At 49.9% G+C, this 20,682-nt stretch carries 13 protein-coding genes; 12 read left to right on the forward strand and 1 reads right to left on the reverse strand.

What is annotated here, in order from left to right:
• Positions 1 to 294 precede the first annotated feature (294 nt).
• The 12 genes from ACFQ88_RS19025 to ACFQ88_RS19080 all read left to right on the forward strand — a co-directional run bounded on the left by ACFQ88_RS19025 (position 295) and on the right by ACFQ88_RS19080 (position 19,136).
• Positions 295 to 1,611 (forward strand): ABC transporter substrate-binding protein, encoded by a 1,317-nt coding sequence (locus tag ACFQ88_RS19025; RefSeq protein WP_379455406.1) that lies wholly within the window; start codon positions 295 to 297, stop codon positions 1,609 to 1,611.
• A gap of 191 nt (positions 1,612 to 1,802) precedes the next feature.
• On the forward strand, positions 1,803 to 3,407 hold the full coding sequence (locus tag ACFQ88_RS19030; RefSeq protein WP_379455409.1) for an extracellular solute-binding protein: 1,605 nt from the start codon (positions 1,803 to 1,805) through the stop codon (positions 3,405 to 3,407).
• A 30-nt stretch (positions 3,408 to 3,437) separates the two neighbouring features.
• Positions 3,438 to 5,792 carry a helix-turn-helix domain-containing protein gene (locus ACFQ88_RS19035; RefSeq protein ID WP_379455412.1) on the forward strand — a complete coding sequence of 785 codons (2,355 nt, stop codon included), beginning with the start codon at positions 3,438 to 3,440 and terminating at the stop codon, positions 5,790 to 5,792.
• Positions 5,793 to 6,298: 506 nt separating this feature from the next.
• A complete protein-coding gene (locus ACFQ88_RS19040; protein ID WP_379455415.1) occupies positions 6,299 to 7,162 on the forward strand; it encodes an ABC transporter permease in 864 nt (287 codons plus the stop codon).
• Between the two features lie 12 nt (positions 7,163 to 7,174).
• Positions 7,175 to 8,059, forward strand: coding sequence for a carbohydrate ABC transporter permease (locus tag ACFQ88_RS19045; protein ID WP_379455417.1), 885 nt, complete (start codon positions 7,175 to 7,177; stop codon positions 8,057 to 8,059).
• Positions 8,060 to 8,134: 75 nt separating this feature from the next.
• A complete protein-coding gene (locus ACFQ88_RS19050; protein WP_379455420.1) occupies positions 8,135 to 9,790 on the forward strand; it encodes an extracellular solute-binding protein in 1,656 nt (551 codons plus the stop codon).
• A gap of 93 nt (positions 9,791 to 9,883) precedes the next feature.
• The gene (locus ACFQ88_RS19055; RefSeq protein WP_379455422.1) at positions 9,884 to 10,831 is read left to right on the forward strand and encodes a dihydrodipicolinate synthase family protein; all 948 of its coding nucleotides are present in this window, start codon (positions 9,884 to 9,886) and stop codon (positions 10,829 to 10,831) included.
• A 3-nt stretch (positions 10,832 to 10,834) separates the two neighbouring features.
• Positions 10,835 to 11,869 (forward strand): sialidase family protein, encoded by a 1,035-nt coding sequence (locus ACFQ88_RS19060; RefSeq protein WP_379455424.1) that lies wholly within the window; start codon positions 10,835 to 10,837, stop codon positions 11,867 to 11,869.
• Positions 11,870 to 11,970: 101 nt separating this feature from the next.
• Positions 11,971 to 15,174, forward strand: coding sequence for a glycosyl hydrolase (locus ACFQ88_RS19065; protein ID WP_379455426.1), 3,204 nt, complete (start codon positions 11,971 to 11,973; stop codon positions 15,172 to 15,174).
• Between the two features lie 101 nt (positions 15,175 to 15,275).
• Positions 15,276 to 16,454 (forward strand): benzoate/H(+) symporter BenE family transporter, encoded by a 1,179-nt coding sequence (locus tag ACFQ88_RS19070; protein ID WP_379455428.1) that lies wholly within the window; start codon positions 15,276 to 15,278, stop codon positions 16,452 to 16,454.
• Positions 16,455 to 16,737: 283 nt separating this feature from the next.
• Positions 16,738 to 18,075 carry an ABC transporter substrate-binding protein gene (locus tag ACFQ88_RS19075; RefSeq protein WP_379455430.1) on the forward strand — a complete coding sequence of 446 codons (1,338 nt, stop codon included), beginning with the start codon at positions 16,738 to 16,740 and terminating at the stop codon, positions 18,073 to 18,075.
• A gap of 62 nt (positions 18,076 to 18,137) precedes the next feature.
• Entirely contained in the window at positions 18,138 to 19,136 is a 999-nt protein-coding gene (locus ACFQ88_RS19080; RefSeq protein WP_379455432.1) for a nucleotidyltransferase domain-containing protein, read from the forward strand.
• Positions 19,137 to 19,211: 75 nt separating this feature from the next.
• On the opposite strand, the gene ACFQ88_RS19085 is transcribed toward ACFQ88_RS19080, so the two are convergent.
• On the reverse strand, positions 19,212 to 20,630 hold the full coding sequence (locus ACFQ88_RS19085; protein ID WP_379455435.1) for a PQQ-dependent sugar dehydrogenase: 1,419 nt from the start codon (positions 20,628 to 20,630) through the stop codon (positions 19,212 to 19,214).
• Positions 20,631 to 20,682 lie beyond the last annotated feature (52 nt).

Raw genomic sequence — 20,682 nt, forward strand, 5'->3', positions numbered from 1 at the left:
AGACGGAAAGTTTAGGACATAATAGACATCAGCGAAAGGAATTAATTGTTATTTAATTAATATTTAGGTAAACGAAAGGAGGAGAACCGTTTCGAAATCCGTTATCGCTTGGCGAAGCAAGATTGTTCCCAAAGACAGGCGCTGTTGGATGTCAAACGTACTCATGACGCCGTGTTACCGCTATTTATGATAGCGTTTACATTGCACTTGTCTTCAAGACTCCATAATTGAAGCTTACCGGTCTGCATCATGAATGAAGCGGAAGTTTATCACATTCGTTCTGGAGGGATCCAAGTGAAAAAGGGAATCGTAAGTACTGCCACAGCACTGCTGCTGGTGCCGATGCTATTGAATGGCTGCGCAGGGCAGCAGCGCGTGGAAACGCAATCCGCCGGGAAAAGCACGAATCTGGCGGAGATCAGTACGGAGCCTGTAACGCTTAAGTTCATGGTAGCTTACGGAGGCTTTACTCAGGAAGAATTTCAGTCCTATTTCGTAGAGCATGTACAAAAGAAATATCCTCATATTACCGTACAGATGGTCACGGGCAAGCTGGAGGATATGATTACAGCCAACGATGTCCCGGATATTTTAATGGCCGGTTTACCTGGTATCCCAGCCTTGCAGGAGTTAAAAATTATTGAAGATCTTAACCCGTACATCAAAAAGTTCGGTGTAGATCTATCCAAGTATGATCCGGTTACTATTGATGCCGTCAAAAAGTTTAGTGAAAAAGGAGAAATGACAGCGCTTCCTTTTAGGATGAATATTCCTGCTTTATTTTATAACAAAGATGTTTTCGACAAATTTGGAGTCCCTTACCCGCAGGACGGCATGACTTGGGATGAGACGATCGGCTTGGCCAATAAAATGACCCGAAGTGACGGAAGCGCTCAATATCTCGGCCTTTATACTGGAGGAGCCGACCGTATGGCTATGGGGCTTTCGTTGCCTTACGTAAATAAGGAAACAAAGGAAGCCGATTTGCAGACAGATGGCTGGCAGCGCGTATTGAACCAATACAAAGCAGTCCATTCCACTCCCGGATATATCAATGACGGGAAAGTAGCAAATACATACAGTATGTTTTTTAAAGAAAAAAATGTCGCTATGGCGGGCTACTGGGGTGCGGATGTCATCGGCGAGCTGGATAAATTGTATAAGAGCGGACAAGAAATGAACTGGGATATGGTTACGATCCCTACCTTTGACAAAGGAAAAGGAGTTGCCTGGCAGGCCGAGACCCACAACCTGATTATAACTAATACAAGTAAATATAAGGATCAGGCTTTTCAAGTTTTATCCTACATAGCTAGCGAGGAAGTCCAGAACTCATTCCAGAAGACCGGAAGAATGACGGTTTTGAAAAAAACGGAGCAAATCAAGAAGGATTACGGGGCTGATTTGCCGTTCTTGAAAGGAAAAAATATCAATGCGTTCTTTATCATTCAGCCAGGGATGCATGAACATACCAAATTCGATCAGAAGGGGAGAAGCATTATTAACGGAGCGGCGAACGATATGCTGTTAAAAGGCGTTGACGTTAATACCGCCTTACGGAATGCTCAAGAAAATCTAAACAAATTTATCCGTGAACAGACGATTAAGTGATTCCTTAATGCAAGCAAATTTAAACCCAATGCACTGACTCCTAATTAGAGTTGGTGCTTTTTTTATTCGGTAAGAGGGTGGGACGTGAAGCTTCTGAATGAGTTTACCGTTACTATCCGCTGCCGGCTTTTATGCTATACTACATTTAGGAAATAGCATCGGTCCAAACGAAGGGTAGAGGAGGAGGACGGGTGAGGAAGAAGCTGTGTCTGACGGTGATGTCAATTACCGCGCTTGCAGGACTGGCGGCATGCTCCGATGAAGGACAGCCCGGGGGCGGGAAAGGGTCGTTGTCGTCCGGATCAGAGTCCTCGTACGAGCGATCCGTGAGGGTTATGTTTGCTGAAAGCGCTAACCAGAAAGTGAAGCCTGTTACGCCGATCAGTGAAGAGATCTTCAAGCGGACCAAGATCCGGCTAGTATACGAGGCGATTCCGGCCAGCAACTATAATGAGAAAAAAAAGACGCTGCTTGCTATGCGCAACCTGCCCGACATTATTCAAATCGATAAGCAGGATATGAATGATTTTGCATCGACAGGGGTGCTTCTGCCTTTAACGAGCTATATGAACAGCGGGCTAACGCCTAATTTTAGCGCGTTATGGAATAAATACCCCGAAATGAAATCGCTTACCTTAGATGGCGAGCTGTACGGATTCCCTGCAGTCGCCCGCAATGAAGCCAAAAACGGCTTTGGACCGGTGATCCGAGTCGACTTGCTCCAGAAGCACGGCTTGCAGGTGCCGGCGACGTTTGACGAGCTCTTGACGACCTTATCTGCGCTCAAGCAGCTTTATCCGGATTCGGTTCCGTGGACGATGCGGAAAGGAACGAGCCAACTGCTGGCGACATCCGCTTACATGCTGGGGAGCGGGTATAGCATCGGCAACGGCTTGTATTTTGACCAGGACCTTGACGGCGGGCGTTACGTATACGGTCCGGCGACCGCGCAGTTTAAGAAGGTGCTCGCCTATTTTCACCGCGCCTTTGAGCTAGGCGTGCTGGACCCGGATTATGCCGTTTCGACACAGCAGCAGTGGACGGAGAAGCTGATCAGCGGACGGTCGTTCTTCTTCCTGGATAACAGCGGCTTCGGGCTGAATTTCACGAGAAGCTTGCATCGGACAAGCCCGGGAGCCGCGTTCCAGCTTATAAAGGTGCCGGAATATGCGCCGGGAAAGGCAAGGGCGCTTTATTATCCGACAACGATTTCCGGTAAAATATTTGCAATCAGCTCGAGAACGAAGGACCCGGCTTCCGTCGTCAAGCTGCTTGACTGGATGTATGGGGAAGAAGCGTCCAATTTGATGAATTTTGGTCTGGAGGGGATTCATTATACGAAGAACGAGAAGGGTGAGCCCGCGTACTCTGCTTCGTATGTGGAATCGTTCAAGGATGCATCACCGACCCCTTATTATGCGCTTTATTCCGATTTGGGCTGCTGCCAGCTGGGTTTTACGCCGTTGTACTCCAATACGATGTCGCAATTTCAGATCGAGAAGCTGACCGGCAACTGGGACGAGCTGAATGAGACTTATTGGCAGCTCGTTTCACGGGACCCGGCTTACCGGGAACCGATACTGGACCCTCCGCTCACGAGACAAGAGGCGCAGCGCGTTAAGGAGGTAAACAGACGGCTGAATGATTGGCTGGAGCAGGAATTTGATAAGTTCATTATGGGTGTCAAGCCCATAGAGGAGTATGACGGTATTATCTCACAAGCTTTGGAGCTGGGAGCTGCAGAGCTGGAGCAAATCTATAATAATGCGTACAAGCGCTTTCATAAAAACGGATAGACCGTTGTGTCGGCCGGAGAGGCAGGAAATATGAGGCATCATAAAAATTGGTTTACAGGCAGCAAGGACCAGCGGCTGTTCCTTAAAATATTTTCATACTTCCTGTCTTTGTTAATCCCGATCATTATCATCGGAATGGCTACCTATTTTTATTCCGTCGATATTATGAAACGGGATTTTACTGAGCGGATCAGGACGAACCTGCAAAATGCGGCGAATACGATCGACGTCAATCTAGAAGCCGCGCAAGAGACGAGCCTTGACTTTTTTAATGACGATATGGTGCGTATGCTGCTTATGCCGAAGGAGCAGCAGAGCTTGGAGGTTCGCTCGGAAATGTGGCGTCTGCCGAAAATCATTCAGCGCAACGAAAATATTGTAAGTGATTTTACGGACCGGCTGTTCGTCTTTATCGACAATAAGGACATTTACGTAAGCGGCGGAGTTAACCAATTCGATTCGTTTTTCCGCAATATGTACAAATATGATAAGTATGACGCCGAGTTTTGGTCGAGGAGACTGTCTTCTACGCAATACATAGAGCTGCTGCCGGTATCGAAGGTTAGCCAAGAGGGTATTCACGACAAGCAGGTGGTGCCTATCGTCTTTATGGACCAAATCAACAATCATACGGCAATCATGGTGCTGAACATCGCAGTGGAGGCACTTGCACGTACCCTGAAAGGCAGCACCGTGTTCGGCTCGACCGGCTTTCTGATTACCGATGCGAACGGAGAGACGCTTTACGACACGAATGGCTTCATGGCGGAACCAAAGGTCGCCTCACTGCTGGCAAGCGATCCGTTCAGCCTGGCCGGGGGAGGTCAAGTGGATTTTCGAGGCGGGATGTACGAAGTATCGTATGCCCAATCGGGTTTGTTCGGCTGGCATTATTACTCCTTTACCCCGTCCGGCGAATTTAATCGGCATACGTTTAATATTTTATCGATGACGTTTATCTTATGTATCGTGCTCGTCATGACCGGTGTCGTCTTTTCTCTAATATTCAGCTTTCGCATCTACAATCCGATCCGCAATATCCGCAACATTATTTCGGACCAAAGCGAGCTGCTGCGGAATGACGAGCATCCGGCGGCAGGGAAGAATGAATTTGATCAGATTCAGCAAGGAATTCGCCGTTTGACCGACTACCATCTCAAGTATAAGCTGAAATATGACAAGCATACGAACGATTACGTCGAATCGTCGTTTCTGTTTTTACTCAAGGGGCATACACTCAACCAGGAGGAAATACTGCGGGATACGCTGGCGACGGAATTCGGCTTTAACCGGTCCGGCTTTGTCTGCTGCGTAGTTCATTTCGATTTGAAGGAAGCATTCTATCAGCATATTCAGGATACCGAACGTCTGTATGTCATGAATGGCGTTAAAAAAATTTTGTGGACGCTGCTAGGCGCCAAGGCACCTTCGTATGTATTGGAATACCGCCAGAGCTTGTTTGTCGGCATTGTCAATATTGAGCATCCGGACGAGGCAGAAAGGCTGCACGATGCGTTTCGGCAAATGCTTGATGTTTTCCGCTATGATATTCATAAGTATTACGACATCACGATCGGCATTGGTACCTTCTATGCCGGCATCAACGATATCGGTGCTTCCTACAACGAGGCGATGACGGCAATCGGAAAGCGGAACGGTGAAGAGCGGTTCCAGGTTGTTGACTCTAACGAGCTGCAAATCGAGAACCGGTTCGTATACTCGTTTTTTGATGAGCAAAAAATATTGAACCATTTGAAGCTGGGCGATCAATCGGGATTGGAATCGATCACGAAGGAGATCGTACAATCGAATGTGGAGCGGGATATTTCCTACGAGTATTTGAAGCTGCTCTTTCAAGAGCTGTATATGACGGGAGTCCGTTTTCTCGTAGAGCGGGGAATCGACGTAAAGCAGCTGGAGTCGGGAGAGACTCTGAAAACTTTGACGAATGCGAACCACGGAGATTCGTTCGTTGGGGCCAGTCAGCTGCAGGACGCGATCAATAGCTTTTACCGAAAAATTGTGGAGGCTACGAAGCCGGATGGCGGGATGAAATCCGGCAGTCTCGTTTCGCTGATCGAGAAATATATTCAGGAAAATTATACGAAGGATCTGGGTCTGGAGCAAATATCGGGAGAAATGGGGGTATCGGTCAAATACGTATCCCGCGTGTTCAAGGAAAAGACAGGTACAAACCTGACCGACTACATTACCCAGGTCAGGATGGAGAAGGCGAAGGAACTGCTGACCCAAACCGATCAGCGCGTCAACGACATCGCGGAGCAGATCGGCATTCCGAGCAGAACGACGTTTCTGCGTGTTTTCAAGAAGACGGAAGGGGTCACCCCGAACGAATACCGGACCATTCACCGCCAGCAGATGTAATGCGCCGGCATGCCCAATCCGGATCATATTGATTGTTTAACCGCCCCGCGCTATGAGCCGCGAGGCGGTTTTTTTTACCACAATAGAATTTATAAGATTCCGAGGTCATCGGATGTAAAAATTCTATTTGGCGATAAAAACTACCTCTTAACGCGGTCGCTCCTCTGTGAAAGGACGTCGATAGACGTTTTTCTCATTCTAAACCTGAGCAAGGCTGGCAGCACTGGCTCCATAACCTTATTGCGTAAGGGCTGGAGCCGGTTTGTGGGATATTTGCACACAGGTAGACAAATGAATCATCGGCCCGAAAGGGGGAAAATTGGTGCGTCCGTTCCGGGATCGGTTCTTTCCTGCGGCCTTACAACATCCCTATAATCGGACTCAAGGAACGCATCATCGACAAGGGAGGGATATCTATCCAACAGTTAAATCTGCAACAAGCCGTTCGTATATCCAAGGGAAGCGCATTCCAATCCTTCCTCCGTAATGTGAAAAGAAGCCGCTACATGTATATCATTTTTTTGCTGCCGCTTATTTATTACATTATGTTTCATTACTGGCCTATGTACGGCATCATTATCGCGTTCAAGGATTACAACATCGTGAAGGGCATAACGGGAAGCCCGTGGATCGGAACCGTCCATTTCGAAAAGTTTCTCCAGGATCCTTATTTCTGGAAGCTCGTCCGCAACACACTGCTTATTAACATCTATGAGCTGTTCTGGGCGTTTCCCGCACCGATCATCCTGGCGCTGCTGCTTAACGAGCTGAAGCACGCGAGGCTGAAGAAGTTTGTGCAAAGCGTCAGCTATTTGCCGCATTTTATATCGACCGTCGTCGTGTGCGGGATGATTGTCAACTTCCTGACGACAGACGGACTGATCAATCAGCTGGTCGTCTGGCTCGGCGGGCAGCCGGTCCAGTTTCTTATGAAGCCGGAATACTTCCGGACGATCTTTATTTCATCGGGCATCTGGCAGAGTATCGGATGGGGCTCGATTATTTATTTGGCGGCGCTGACCGGCGTGGACGAAGAGCTGTACGACGCGGCCAAGATGGATGGGGCGAATCGATGGAAGCAGCTGATTCACATTACGCTGCCCGGCATCGCGCCGACCATATCGATTATGCTCATTTTGAACATCGGCAGGCTGATGAACATCGGCTACGAAAAAATTATTTTACTGTACAACGGCTCGACTTACGAAACCGCGGACGTGATCTCGACCTACGTCTACCGGAGAGGCTTGCTCGGGGCCGACTTCAGCTACGCGACGGCGGTTGAGCTGTTCCAGGCCGTGATCGGTTTGATTTTGCTCGTATCGGCCAATCGCTTGTCCAAAAAAATTAACGATACCGGTCTTTGGTAGAGGGAGGCGGAGATGAACAAGAATACGTCATTCGGTTCCAGATTGTTCGACGGCATAAACATGGTGCTTCTGCTTCTTCTCGTCTTCATTACGCTTTATCCAATTTATTACATTTTTATTGTGTCAATTAGCGACGGTAATCTTGTCACGCGGGGCGTCATCAAATTTATTCCGATAGACATTACGTTCGACGCCTACAAAGTGGTCTTTAATAATCCGGCCATTTGGAAGGCTTACGGCAATACACTGCTGTACACAACGCTGGGGACGACGATCAACATCATCATGTCCGCGCTGTGTGCGTATCCGCTGTCACGGCGGGACCTGTACGGCCGCAGCATGTTTATTTTTATGGTCGCACTAACCATGTTTATTAACGGCGGCTTAATCCCGCTCTATCTGGTCGTCCAGAAGCTCGGGATGATCGATACGATGTGGGCGCTGCTGCTGCCACCTGCAATCAATACGTTCAACATGATCATTATGAAAACGTACTTCGAGGGTATTCCGGTCGCACTGCAGGAATCGGCTTATTTGGACGGGGCCAATGAAATTCAGGTGCTGTATAAAATTATTTTGCCGCTGTCGCTGCCGGTTATGGCGACCATGGTGCTGTTCTATGCGGTGCATCACTGGAACAGCTTCTTCCCGGCGCTGATTTATCTGAACGACAGCGGCAAGTTTCCGGTGCAGGTGCTGCTGCGCAATATTGTAATCGCGGGGGAATTCGCCGATCAGACGTCGGTCATCGGAAGCTCTACGTCCGCCTTCCGTGTCGTAGCAACCAACTATAAATTCGCGGTCATCATTATTACCGTACTGCCGATACTTATCGTTTATCCGTTCCTGCAAAAGTACTTCGTCAAAGGAGCTATGGTCGGAGCGCTGAAAGGGTAGCTGCGGTTTCGTGAAAGGGGGGATGCCCGGCAAACAGGTTTGGGCAGTAATCTATTCCAATAGGGAGGTTCTTTCATGGCTAGAAAATGGCTCAAAGGGGTTTCTATTTCGTTAGTAACCATCATGATGTCGAGCAGCATCATCGCATGCTCCGACGGCAATAACGGCGCTTCCGGCAGTGCCGGAGACGCAGGCGCCTCCGCGCAAAACGGCGCAGTCCCTGCGACGGGCGTCAAAATATCGGAAAAGGAGCGCGAGGTCGTCGTATCGTTCCCGGAGCATCCGAACCAGCCGGTCAAAAATATGGCATTCGTACAACAGGAAATATTGAAGCAGACGAACATCAAGCTGAAATTTGAAACCGTGCCGAACAGCAACTACAACGACAAGAAAAAAATGCTGCTTGCCACCAACAACCTGCCGGATATTATTCAGATTGATATGGCGGATGTCAACAATTTCGGTTCGGTCGGCGTGTTCCTGCCGCTGCTGCAATATATGAACAAAGGGCTGATGCCGAACTTCAAAAAGTTTTGGGACGAGAATCCCGACATGCACAAGATGACGGCGGAGGGTGAGCTGTACGGCTTTCCGGCCATCGGGCGCAATGAGCTGAAGAATGGCTTCGGTCCGGTCATTCGTGTAGACCTTCTGCAAAAGCACAATTTGCCTACACCCAAAACAGCCGATGAGCTGTTGAACGTGTTGGCTGAGCTGAAGAAGCTGTACCCCGATTCGACGCCGTGGTCAGTGAGGAAGGGCAGCGGCCCGATCCACCAGCTATTCAAAACGATGGCGTACCCGCTTGGCTCCGGCGTTGGGGGCGGCAACGGGATCTATTTCGACAAGGACGTCAAAGGCGGCAGCTACGTCTTCGGCCCGGCAACGCCGGAGTTCAAGGAAGTGCTCGCTTATTTCAACAAAGCGTACACGATGGGTGTGCTCGACAAGGACTACGCGGTTGCAACGCAGCAGCAGTGGACGGAAAAACTGACAAGCGGCAAATCCTTTTTCTTTTGGGACAATAGCGGTTTTTCGATGGACTATACTAGCCAGCTGAAGAAAGCGGTTCCAGAAGGGAAGTTCCAAATCATTCCGACTCCCGCAAACAAAACCGGCAAAGCGAGAGCGGAGTTTTATGCTACTACGATTACAGATAAAATGTTTGCCATCAGCTCGAAGGCGAAGGACCCGGAAACACTTATCAAGCTAATCGACTGGATGTATTCGGAGAAAGCATCCAACCTGATGAGCTACGGAATCGAAGGTGTACATCATACGCTGGACGAGAAAGGCCAGCCGAAGCTGAAGGCCGATTATGTCAACAAGTTCAAGGATGGGCAGCCGACACCATTCTATGCTATGTATTCGGATTTGGGCTCAGGCAAGCTCAGCTTTACGCCATGGTTCGCCAATATGGACCCGCAGGTGCAGGTGGAGAAGCTGCTCGGCAGCTGGAGTCCGCTGCATGAGGAATATTGGAAGATCATCGGGGAAGACAAAGCATACCACGATCCGTATATGGACCCGCCTCTTACCAAAGAGGAATCGTCCCGGGTCAAAGAGCTCCTCGTTTCGTTGAATACGATGCTGGAGCAGGAATATGATAAATTTATAATGGGAGTCAAGAAAATGGACGAGTACGACGCGATCATGAAGAAAGCCCGTGATTCCGGAGCGAACGAGATCGAAAAAATATATAATACGGCACTGGCGCGCGTGAAGAAGTAAACGCGATGACGTAAATTGGCGGCATGTCGTCCTTCGCAGGAGGGCGGCGTGCCGATGTCGCTTTCATAAGATCTAGCTTAAAGGGAGGATATGATGAATACAACAGTGCATAGGATGAATAAAGGCGTATGGCCTACGATGATAACGCCTTTCACCGAATCGAACGAAGTCGATTACATCGCTTTGGAGCAGCTTATTGAGTGGTACATTAGGCAGGGAGTGGATGGACTATTCGCCGTCTGCCAGTCAAGCGAAATGTTTTTCCTGACGCTGGAGGAGCGCAGCTCGATAGCCCGCTTCGTCGTGGAGAAGGCGAACGGCCGCGTCCAGGTTATTGCTTCGGGCCATGTATCCGACTCGTTAACAGACCAGATTACAGAGCTTCAGGCGATGGCCTCCACCGGCGTGCAAGCCGTAGTGCTGGTCAGCAACAGGCTTGCCGCAGCGGATCAATCCGACGACGTATGGAAGGCGAATGCGGAGAAACTGCTTCAGTCGGTACCTGCCGTCCCGTTCGGCATATACGAATGCCCTTATCCGTACAAGCGGCTGCTTTCGCCTGAGCTGCTGCGCTGGTGCGCGAATACGGGCCGGTTTATGTTCCTGAAGGATACTTGCTGTCATACGGAGCAGATCGGGCGCAAGCTGGATGCGGTAAAGAGCGGTAATCTGAATATTTACAACGCAAATACGGCCACCTTGCTGGAGACATTAAAGCTTGGCGTACACGGCTACAGCGGCATTATGGCCAATTTCCATCCGGATTTGTATGTCATGCTGCTTGATATTTGGGATCGGATGCCGGAAGCGGCGGAACGGCTGCAAAGCTTTCTTGGTCTGTCGTCCGTCATTGAAAATCAGCTGTACCCGGTTAATGCCAAATATTATTTGGCGTTGGAAGGATTGCCGGTCAGGATCCATACGCGGACCAAGGACAGTGCGAAGCTGACTTATTCGAACCGGCGGGAAGTCGAGCAGCTGTATGCCTTAACGCAGCTGTATCGAGAGCAATACGGGACTCTAAAGAACAGGAGCGTGTAATAGATGAAGCTGAAAAGCAAGCTAAAGCAATTTTTATTTGAGGATGATCGTCCGTTCCATAATTGCCATGCATCAACCGTGGTCTCCTTTCCGAACGGCGATTTGCTTGTCGCCTATTTTGCCGGTTCCCTGGAAGGGGCGCCGGATGTCGCAATTTGGTGTTCGAAACGGACAAACGGTGTCTGGTCGACTCCTTATAAGGTAGCCGATGAGGAGGGGCTCGTACATTGGAATCCGGTGCTGTTTCGGAAGCGTGACGGCCAGGTCGTTCTGCACTATAAGGTTGGGAAGCCGATTCCGGAGTGGTATACGCGCGTCATCGTTTCGGACGACGAAGGGGAGACATGGAGCGAGCCGTGCGAGCTCGTACCTGGAGATCGGGTAGGGGGCCGGGGCCCGGTGAAGAATAAGCTGATCGAGCTTCACGACGGCTCATGGCTTGCGCCAGCTTCGCTAGAGCGGGGCGGCTGGAATGTCTTCGCCGATTTATCTTACGATCAGGGAGCCACCTGGACAATGAGCGAGCTGGCTCCCATCGTGCGGAGCACGGACGGCGTGCCTGCTGAAGTAAAGGCGAAGCATTTGGTCCGTGGAGCAGGGCTTATTCAGCCGACCGTATGGGAATCGGAGCCCGGTAAGGTACATATGCTCACGCGAAGCACATCCGGATTTATTTTCCGCAGTGATTCGGCTGATTCCGGACGTACCTGGTCGACCTGCTACAAGACCTATCTTCCGAACAATAATAGCGGCATCGATTTGGCGAAAATGGATGACGGCACACTGGTGCTCGCCTACAATCCGGTCGGCATGTACAAGGGACCGCGCATGCCGCTTATGCTGAGCTATTCGACGGATAACGGGGAAACGTGGGAGGAGCTGTTGGCGTTGGAGGGCGAGTATACGACTTATAAGCTGCCTATAGAGCCGGGTGAATTTTCGTATCCTGCGGTTATCGCCGATGGCAGTCGGATTTATGTGACGTACACATGGAAACGACAGCGGATCGTCTGCTGGAGCTTTGAGCTGGAAGCTTGATCGGAGCGGCAGGTGAGGCGGAAGAAAGCTTTATCTGCCGCAAGAGAGGAGTTCTCAACTGCCGTGGGCAGAAACAGTTTATATAGAAAGGAGATGATAGCGTGTCGGATTGGAAACGGGTAAAAGAACAGTTCCAGGAGCCTGCGATCGCTCTAAGATCGGTGCCTTTTTGGGCTTGGAACGACGAACTGGAGCAGGAGGAGCTTACTCGGCAAATTGCCGATATGCATGATAAGGGAATGGGCGGATTCTTCATGCACTCGCGCGACGGTCTGGAGACGCCTTATTTGGGCGAGGCCTGGATGGATGCCGTACGTACCGCGGTGGAGCAGGCCGGACAGCTTGGTATGAAGGCGTGGCTGTACGACGAAGACCGCTGGCCGTCGGGCACAGCAGGCGGCAGCGTTCCGGCGAGAGGCGACGCCTTCCGCTCAAAGGGGCTGACCCTCGAGGTGGCTTCCGGGGATTACGAGAATGACGGCCGAATCGCTGCCGTATTCCGCGCCGTTATCGACGGTCTTGAGCTTATACGCTGTGAGCGCGTTCCGATCGGAGACCGGAAGGCGGAGGACACAATGTTAGAGGAGGACGAGGTATTTCTCGTGTTCCGTGTCGAAGTGTCGGCCGCAAGCGAATGGTTTAATGACGAGTCTCCTCCCGACAGCTTGAATCCGGATACGATTCAAGCTTTTATCGAATCGACGTACGAGGTGTATAAAGCGGAATTCGGCGAGCATTTCGGGAAGACGATAGCCGGGGTGTTTACCGACGAGCCGAGCGTGCACGACCGCCATTCGCGGTATACGCCGGGACGTGGTTGGGTCCCATGGACGTATTCGTTCCCGGACTATTTTGCCGGCAAACGCGGTTACGATCCGCTCGATACGGTGCCTTACCTGTTTTTTGACGGGAAGCTGTCTCCGATGGCCCGGCACGATTACTGGCGGACGGTGTCCGACAAGTTTTGCGACGCCTATTCCAGGCAACTGGGAGAATGGTGCGAGGCCAACGGACTAGCCTTTACGGGCCACTATTTATGGGAGAGTGCCCTTGGCGTCGCTACCCGCGTTGCCGGCTCGCTTATGCCGCATTACCGGTATCAGCATGTGCCGGGCATCGATATGCTGTCGGAGCAGACAGATGAGCAGCTCACGGTGAAGCAGTGTACGAGCGTCGCGAACCAATACGGCCGCCCTTATGTCATTTCCGAGACATACGGCTGCGCAGGCTGGGAGTTTACTTTCGAGGGTCAGAAATGGATGGGGGACTGGCAGTATGTTCTTGGAGTCAATTTGCGCAGTCAGCATCTGACGATGTATTCGATCAAAGGCTGCCGGAAGCGGGATTATCCGCCGTTCTTCGGTTACCAGACGAGCTGGTGGAAATATAACCGGCTGATGGAAGACTATTTCGCCCGTATTGCATCCGTAACGACGGAAGGCCGGCCGATTCGCGACATTCTTGTGCTCCATCCGGCTTCGACTGCATGGTCGCTGCTCGGTACGAACCCTTACGGAAGCACAGCCCGGGGCAAAGACCGGAATATTCCCGAGATTAACGATTACGGCGATTCGTTTAATGCGTTTTTGCGGACGCTGCTCGGCGCGCATTACGATTTCGACCTTGGTGACGAAACGATTATGGCTGAAGCGGGAGACGTCCGAGGCGGCAAGCTGCATGTCCAGCTGGCAAGCTATGAAACGGTAGTCGTCCCGCCGATCCGCACGATGCTGCGCAGCACCTTCGAGCTGCTGCTCCGGTTTGCCGATGCGGGCGGCAATATCGTACTAATGACCCCATGGGCAACGATGCTGGAGGGAAGGGCGGTACCGGAGGAGGAGCTGGAACGGCTGTACGGTCATCCGCGCGTGATTGCCGCAGTTCGCGCGGAGGAGGCTGTGCGTGAGCTGGAGCGAATCCATCCCCGCACGGTCAGCATTCGCAACCGGTACGGAACGGAGCAGCCGGAGCTGTTTTATTTATTGAAGGCTGCCGATGGCTTTCATTCGTTGTTCGTCGTCAACAACGACAGAAAACAGAGCTATGACGTCTTCATCGAGACCGATCAGGTCGGACGAGTGGAGGAATTGAACCCGCTTACGGGTACGATCACAGCAGTAAAGGCTGAGATCGTGAACGGGCGGCTGCGGTTCTACACAAGCTTCAAACAGGCGGATTCGAAGCTGTACGTCATCTTGCCCATGGAAGACGTAACCGAAACAGTGGCAGCGGAAGCCCTAGTGGTAGAGAGGCGACCCGTGACGGCTGCACAATGGGCTCAGACACTAGGATCAGGATGGCCATACGTGCCGGCGGCGAACGGCGACAAGCTGTCCGCTGCGTTCGGCCCGTCCTTCCGCTTCAGCCGCACTCAGCCGAATGTGCTGACGCTCGACCGCTGCTCTTACAAGCTTGGCGCCGATGCAGCTGCAGCCGGGCACACGGGGCATGCCGCCGGCTGGTCGAGCGAAATGGACATTTGGCGTGCGCAGCGTGAAATTCGCGAGAAGCTCAGCATGCGGCAGGTATATTATAACGGGATAACTCAGCGTTACAAGTGGATCCATCAGCCCCATCACGGCAACGATACGCCGATTGCACTGAAGCTGATCTTCCAGGTCGCAGAGGTACCTGTGGGCGGGCTTCAGCTTGTTCTCGAAGGCTCGCGCCAATTCCGCATCCATCTGAACGGTATCGAGCAATTGAACGAACCGGAAGGCTGGTTCGTAGACCGGTCCATGGATTGCATCCGTCTGACGGATATCCGTTCCGGAGTCAACGAGCTGGAGCTGCGATGCAGCTATCATCAGGCGATGGAGCTGGAGGATTGCTATCTGATCGGTGCGTTCGCTCTGGACCGCAGCCGCAGCATCGCCGCCGAACCGGACGGTCTGCTCACCGGAGATTGGTGCTTGCAAGGGTATCCGCATTATAACGGAAGCATCGTATATCATGCGGATTTCAATTATCAGCCTGAGGAAGGAAGGCGGGTTCTGCTGCAGCTAGGCGAGTGGTCGGCAGTGACCGTTGAAATCCGAGTGAATGGTGAAACTGCCGGTCATGTGCCGTGGAAAGCAGCGGACGGTGTCGATCTGACCTCGAATTTGCAGCCGGGGGCGAATCGGCTCGACATCGAAGTTATGGGAAGTCCGCGCAATATGTTCGGCCCGTTCCACGAGGCGGAGGGATATACGGCTACGACGAGCTGGAGCTCCTTCCGTCAAGAGGGCAGCGGATATACGCCGGGCTATGTCCTTCAGCCGTATGGACTATTCAGCCAGGTGAAGCTGATCGGCCGGATCTAGCTCATGGAGTACAAATAGAGATTTAATAATAAGCTTTGCCGCCTCCGATATAACTGAGGTATGATAAATTCCAGTAGTATGATTACTGGAGGTAACACAACTTGAATACGCAAAACATATCAAACGGCATTTTATCAGCGCTTATGGCTTGCACGGGGGCGGTAATCCTTGTGATCGATGCCGCGAACGCCGCCGGCTTTAGTCGGCCGCAATTGATTTCGTGGATATTCGCGATTTACTTTCTCGGCGGGCTGTTAAATTTGATACTCCCGCTTATTTTCAAAATCCCGATAGCAGGAGCCCACTCGATTACCGCTGCAGCCTTTCTGAGCACTGCGGCCGCCGGCTTTTCGTTATCCGAGCTGGCTGGGAGCTACATATTGGCCGGAATCTTAATCGCTATCGTGGGAGCTACCGGCCTCTTCGTCAAATGGCTGCGATTTATCCCGAGACCGATGCTTGATGCCATGCTGGCCGGTCTTGTACTGAATTACATTGTCAAAATGGTTCCTGCCATCAAACATGCACCCGTTATAGGATTATTTGCTGTTGCCGGATTTTTGATAATGCCGAAGGTTTCGAAAAAAATCCCTCCAATCATTGGCGTGCTTGGATTCGGCATTATCGGACTGCTTATCAGCTCATCCTTTCCTCCGCTGCAGGAGATGGAAGTTGTATGGCCATCAACGATCATCCCTGCGTTTACTGTCAATGCTTTTGTATCCATAACCATACCGGTAGCTATACTGATCCTGAGCAACGATATTGCTGTGGCTTTGGTCGCTCTCCGCAAAAACGGATATGAACTGCCGGTGAATAAGATTTTGATCATCTCCGGTCTTGCAACTGTCATTGTCGGTTTGTTCGGAGGGCACGCCGCCACAGTCGGAGGGATGATGAGTGCCGTATGCAGTCAAGAGGATGCCGGACCCCGGCACCAACGTTATTGGGCAGCAGTCCTATCCGGAGCGCTCGTACTGTTATTTGGTCTGTTTGCATGGGGGACTGTATTAATAATCGAGATACTTCCAATGGAATTTATTACTATTATTGCTGGTTTTACGTTAATAGGTGTGCTGATGAACAGCTTGCAGTCCGCTTTTTCAGAAAGCAACTACCGGTATTCCACAGTATTCGCGTTTGCTATCGCCATTTCGAATGTTACCTTTCTAGGCGTTGCCGCCCCGGTTTGGTCTCTTGTCTTCGGGGTACTAACTGCTAAGGTTTTGGGTGAGGGTGAAGAGTCCGCTAACGAGACAAGGAAGCTTGGTATGAAATAAACAAAAATATAGCAAAGCCCAACAAACGGTGACCTCACAGGTGCCGTTTATTTTTTTCGTATTAAGGTATTTCTTAAATAACTGCCTGCCGGAACCTAGAGCAATAGAGTGTGTCGACATGGAGATGAGTAAAAGCGATTGGAAAAAATGACAAATGGTAAGCGCTTTCCACAAAGACGAATGTATTTCCTGCTAGTAGTATGTAAGTTATCAGACCATGCAGGTCAATCCTTGAACATCACAGGGGTGGAAAAATGCAAGAAAATAGAAGGAGGAATAGAGTATGAAGATCACGAAGGATTGGAAAAAGAGGATGCATCTGGCGGTCACCTCCGCCTTGCTCCTTACGGTTGCAGCAGGCTGTTCAGGAGGGAAAGAAACTCCCGGACAGGCTGTCGACCAGCCGAAGGAGACGACGAAGACTACCGCCTATGACACCAATATCACTGCGAATCTCTCGATGTATGTAGATATCAGCCTTCCCGATGAATGGTACAAGAAATTTATCATTGATCCGGTAACCCAAAAGTTTCCTAATGTTAAGCTTGAGCTTATCCGCAAAGGGAAAGGGACGAATCCAAGCGAGCTGGTCGTTGCCGAGACCTTCCCCGATATCCTGTATAACAGCCCGCCCAGATTAAATGAATACAAGGAGCTGGGGCTGCTTTACGATATGAGCGATCTGATTAAAAAGTATAACGTCGATCTGAGCAAGCTGAATCAGCCCGCTATGGATACGATCAAGCAAATCGGAGACAACGGGCAAATCGTAGGACTGCCGTTCTGGGTAAACTGGTCGGCGCTGTACTACAATAAAGATATATTCGATAAGTTCGGAGAACCGTATCCTAAGGACGGCATGACCTGGGAGGAAGTGATCGAGCTGTCGAAACGGCTGACCCGCATGGATAACGGTGTCCAGTACCGTGGACTTGACCACTCGTTAAGCAGCTTTACCGGCCAGCTGTCACTTGGCTTTGTGGATGCCAAGACAGAGAAGCCGGCGCTGCTCCAGGCAGAGGGCTTTAAGCGCTCCTACGAATTGCTGCTGAGCTTGTACAAAATACCGGGCAATCAAGAAAGAAAAGCAGCTAAGGATGCGTTCCTGAAGGACAAAAATCTTGCCATGTGGCCGATGTACGCGGATGTTCCTTCGTGGATTGCCGAGCTGGAGGCGAAGGGGGAGAAATTCAACTGGGATATGGTTCAGATCCCAAGCCTTAAGGAAGCTCCGGGAGTCGCTATGGGCGTCGATTCGCACAATCTGCATGTAACCAGCAGCAGTAAGAATAAAGAAGCCACATTCCAGGTCATTCTGTATCTCTTGTCAGAGCAGCCTCAGCTGGAATTAGTTAAAAACGGCTTTCTGACCTCTTCCAACAATAGTGATATTAATAAGCATTTCGGAGAAGCCATGCCTGTCTTCCAGGGGAAAAACATGAGTCCCGTATTCAATTCCAAGCCGGCACCAAAGGGCGTGATGCATAAATACGATTCCATTGTGTCGAGCGAATATAACAAAGCGTTTACGAATGTAGAGAAGGGCGATAAAGACGTGAACACTGCCCTCAGAGAAGCAACGGAAGCGGCAGAGAAACGAATCAATGAAGCGAAGAAGTAATCTGCTAACCTTTATATGAATTCCATTATAACCTGGATACCAGTAAGAAGCGGAGAGATGAAATGAGCTGGGAAACTGAGCTGTACGAGAAAGCGAATCGGATCGCCGATTCATTCCGAAGCCATCCGAGAGTCGTCGCGATTGCGCTGGGCGGCAGCATAGGCAGGGGACAAATATGGGAGCATTCCGATTTGGAGCTGTGTCTTGTCGTTGAGCAGCGAATTGAAGAGCTTCAGCACTTCAATTACATAGACGGGATGGGCGTAGAGATCATTCAGTTAACAAGGGGCAAGCTGGAGGCGTTCGTTAACGAGTGGCAGGGTCCTGACCGTTCGTTGCTGGCATTTCCAATCCAGATTTACCAATGTAAAATCTTGCACGACCCGGAGCATGTATTAGCGCCATTCATGCATCTGTACGATTCCTTTTTATTTGATGATAGTATCGTGTCGATGAAGGAAGAGGAGATGCTGAAGCAAGCCGATCTGCGGCTTGATAAAGCCAGACGGCTTGTAGAAACAGGCTGCGCAAAAACGGCAGCAGCCCATCTGAGAATCGGCCTTAATTTCTTGCTTTTGGGTTATTATTGGCGTAATCGGATATTGCCGCGCAGTCAAAACCGAACGATCCATTTCCTGAAACAAAATTCCGCCATAATCGGGCACGATCTTCTGTACGATCTATTCATCCTGGCGTTTTGCCTGAATCTACCCGACAGCGTTCTTAAGGAACGATTATTGGATGCACAGCCATCCATATTTCCAATAGCCGAGTCGAGCTGGGGGAGTCAATCGTCGACCTTTCTGAAATATGCGGTGGACGGGAGACTGGAATGGGGACACGATCAAAGCATCATATACGTATACAAGTATTGTATACATCGCATGCAGGCGAACAGCTATGATGTGGACTCTTTGTACGATCTGCCCTCGTTTGTCGAATCCTATCCGGAGCTGCATCGCTTCCTGGATTTTGATGATCTGACACCGGACATAGTTTCGCAATGGATTGATCTCTATGCTGCTGCCAGAGGCCGTCTTGATAGCAAGGCTATCAATTGAATTGAATTCAATAGGGAAATTTACAGCAAAAGACCTCCATACGGGATAACCGGATGGAGGCTTTCTCACATATGATTATGGAATAATTTCAAAAACAGTACCTTGGTTGGAATCAGCCACTTTCATTGATCCATTAACCCCTAGGTAAAGACTGGATTGATTCAGATTTGTCCCTAAGCTAACGTAATAAGCTGATTGATCTCCAAAATCATAGTCTGGTTCGATAAAACCAAAATCATTCAGATTACAATCCGTCCTTACCTTGGTATAAGCTAAAACCCCTCTTACCGGAAGTTGAGAAGCCCGTGCCAGATCGGTAAACACAACGTTTCCTGCTAATTGGGGGATATCCTTTCCCATATAGGGCTGGACTCCTGTAAGCGAAGTGGCTCCAAACTTACCGGGTCGCGGTTCTTTATGATAATAACTAAGTAAAGGCTGAAGACGCTGAACCGAAGTTTTTATCGCTTCATCGTAATAAGCAATTGTTTTCTCATTCAACTCCGAATTCGAAGAGCAGCCTTTTATAATCGAAGTAGGAAAGGCGCCTTCCCATCCTCTCCAGCCAAAGTTAATAAATCCTTCTTGGTCCAGCCCGGTATTCATGATAAAAGCTTGAACAAGCCGAGTAACCGGCATACCTTTATAATGAATGAATGAAAAAATCGTCTCAACGAGATCCTGTCCGACATTTCCTATATATTTAATGTATTGGTTATAGAACCTTTGAAATGAAATGCCAGGAATATTGCGGACTCCTTTTGCAATGACCGTAAGCGTTTCCTGGATAGGAAGCGGCAGCTCATGAAACCGTGTAACAACGGGAGGATTATCGATAAATGTATTCTTTCCGACATCCATTTCAATAATTTTACCTGCAATTTCCATATCATCTTGACTTAAATTAAATGGATCATAGCCCGATCCGCCATCGCCGGTTGTCAAAACTAGATGTCCTGTTTCTGGTGAAAAATTTAAGCTATTGACACCATTATGATTTAAAAACGGTCTTCTTATATTCAGCAATGTCCGCTTTTTATAAGGTTGACCATTCGATTGTAAAATCCATTCTTCAACGGTATCAATATGATCATAATGATTTTCTCTATTTACCCACTTCATATTTAGAGTATTAGAATCACACGGGTTAGGCTTAAAGGATTCAAATGCACCGGGAAGAGCGCCTGGACCTTGGGTTCCCGCCACTGAATAATGAAGATAAAACAGACCGTTAAAATAAAAATTCGGATGAAATGCCAGCCCTAGCAAGCCCCGTTCATCATATCCACCGCTGGAGGCACCCAGCTTGATTATTTGTGGGCGAATATCTAAGAATGTCCTTATAACGCCGTTCCCTATGTAAAAGATTTCACCAACCTGGGTTGCAATAAATAATCTTTCCATAGAGTCCCCAGGGAGTATAGCTGTTTTCAAAACAGTGGGCAGGTTTAACCTACTTACAATAGGCCGTAAACTAACCTTAACATTTATCAATTAACGGTCCGCTCCTTCTCATTTTTCTATAAGAATATGATTAGAGCTGATA

It is taken from the genome of Paenibacillus sp. NPDC056579 (assembly GCF_042793215.1).
GTDB lineage: Bacteria > Bacillota > Bacilli > Paenibacillales > NBRC-103111 > Paenibacillus_S.

What these genes read in the sequence shown, in the direction of transcription:
- ACFQ88_RS19035 (WP_379455412.1), top strand. Translation starts at nt 3,438, where the DNA reads ATGAGGCATCATAAAAATTGGTTTACAGGCAGCAAGGACCAGCGGCTG.
- ACFQ88_RS19040 (WP_379455415.1), top strand. Translation starts at nt 6,299, where the DNA reads ATGTATATCATTTTTTTGCTGCCGCTTATTTATTACATTATGTTTCAT.
- ACFQ88_RS19045 (WP_379455417.1), top strand. Translation starts at nt 7,175, where the DNA reads ATGAACAAGAATACGTCATTCGGTTCCAGATTGTTCGACGGCATAAAC.
- ACFQ88_RS19050 (WP_379455420.1), top strand. Translation starts at nt 8,135, where the DNA reads ATGGCTAGAAAATGGCTCAAAGGGGTTTCTATTTCGTTAGTAACCATC.
- ACFQ88_RS19055 (WP_379455422.1), top strand. Translation starts at nt 9,884, where the DNA reads ATGAATACAACAGTGCATAGGATGAATAAAGGCGTATGGCCTACGATG.
- ACFQ88_RS19060 (WP_379455424.1), top strand. Translation starts at nt 10,835, where the DNA reads ATGAAGCTGAAAAGCAAGCTAAAGCAATTTTTATTTGAGGATGATCGT.
- ACFQ88_RS19075 (WP_379455430.1), top strand. Translation starts at nt 16,738, where the DNA reads ATGAAGATCACGAAGGATTGGAAAAAGAGGATGCATCTGGCGGTCACC.
- ACFQ88_RS19080 (WP_379455432.1), top strand. Translation starts at nt 18,138, where the DNA reads ATGAGCTGGGAAACTGAGCTGTACGAGAAAGCGAATCGGATCGCCGAT.